This is a genomic window from Micromonospora sp. RV43 (assembly GCF_001029515.1).
Lineage (GTDB): Bacteria > Actinomycetota > Actinomycetes > Mycobacteriales > Micromonosporaceae > Micromonospora > Micromonospora aurantiaca.
On sequence record NZ_LEKG01000357.1, the window covers coordinates 1 to 1,617 of the forward strand.

The window sequence follows — 1,617 nt, forward strand, 5'->3', positions numbered from 1 at the left end:
CCTCGGTCTTTCACTAACTGTTGATCAAGGCCGCGTGGCGGGTTGTTGATCTTGATCAGTCGGTCGATCGACGTCAGGGCGTGGTGGTAGCCCGACGCGGGGTCGGGTTCCTCCAGAAGCTGTCCGTCGGGATCGGGATCGTGGTGTTCAGGTGACCGGCTGTGGCAGTGCCGCGAGGCGGGTGAACGCGGTGACCAGTTGCTCGGCCCAGGGCCAGCCTTCGGCGACGCGTAGCTTCGTGCGTCGTGCCGAGCGGGTGATCCGCGCCGGGACGTGCAGCAGTCGGTACCGCAGCTTCTTGGGTTCGGCTGTGGCGAGGTCGCCGTCGAGTAGCAGATGCTGGGTCCAGGCGAGCAGGTCGATACCGGTGAGGGCGAGTTCCAGCCAGGCGGCGTTGATCGCGAAGACCCGTGAGGGGAAGCGGCCGAAGCCGGTGTCCTTGCCGGTGCGGATGCGGTCTTCCACGCGGGCGTGGGCGCGGTGTCGGGCCTCCAGGAACTGGATGCTGCCGCGGCCTGGCGGGGTGTCGGTGGCCGTGACCTGGTGGCGGAACCCTTCGATGGTGTCGAACAGCGACAGTTGCGCGCCGGGGTGGGGGCGTTCGCGGCGCACGATGAACCGGGTGCCTTCGGGGTAGCCGTCGTCGGGTACCAGACCCGTGATCTCGCAGACTTGCGCCCCGTCACGCGGCTCGCCGTCGGCGTCGATGGCGGGGATCCAGCCGGTAGCGGCTCGGATCGCGTCGCGGATCGGTTCGGTGATGGCCACACCCACGGAGAAGAAGGTGTTGATGCCGTGCTCGCGCAGGCTGCGAATGTGGGCCAGGAATCCTTGGGTGCAGCCGGCCGAGTCGCAGCGGATGAGGATCTCGGTGCCGTAGCGGTGGGCGTCCGGGATCTGTTCCAACGCCGAGTTCAGGACGGTGATGTGGTCGGCGGTGGTGTTCGACCCGGCCCGACCCTCGCGCAGCAGCCCCGACAGCGCCTCACGGGTGTTGTCCAGGAAGCAGAACAGCGGGTGATAGCCGAAGGTCTTCTTCCAGGTACGGGTGGCCGATTCCTTCTCCGAGTGGCAGATCACGATCGAGGCGTCCAGGTCCAGGACGAGACCGGGGACCGGCTGGCCAGCGGCGGTCGCGGCCGGTATGCCGTCGCGGGTCTCGCCCATCTGCGCCCAGGCGACCTCCCGTGCCCGTGCGCGAGCCATCCGCAGCGACACCAACGCTTCGCTGTCCAACCCGGACAACACCCGCCACGCGGTGGCATCCGAGGCCACCGCGCCGAACAGACCGCTCTGGTCCCGCAGCACCGCCAGGTCACCGATCGCCTCACCGCCATCGGCGATCGTCACCGCCAGATCCACCGCGACCCGCCCCGGATCGTGACCGCCCCGCCGCTGCCGTAACCCCGACAGGGCTTCGCTGAACGCCCCGGTCAACCCCGCCGCGTCAGCGACGTCAGTCAACAGACGAGCACCAGCGTGGCCGACCACGCCACGTCCGTCGCCGCTGACGATGATCTTCGGGCGTGTTCCGGTAGCCTTCACCTGACAGGTGCCTTCCGTCCGGGATAGATGAGACCCTCAGCAAGTCCTATCTTCCCAGGCCGGAAGGCATCT

Annotated in this window: 1 protein-coding gene; it reads right to left on the reverse strand. The window is 68.3% G+C overall.

Annotated elements, in window-relative coordinates:
- Positions 1-147 precede the first annotated feature (147 nt).
- The gene (locus tag ABD52_RS37155; RefSeq protein ID WP_047894859.1) at positions 148-1,545 is read right to left on the reverse strand and encodes an IS1380 family transposase; all 1,398 of its coding nucleotides are present in this window, start codon (positions 1,543-1,545) and stop codon (positions 148-150) included.
- Between the last annotated feature and the right edge of the window lie 72 nt (positions 1,546-1,617).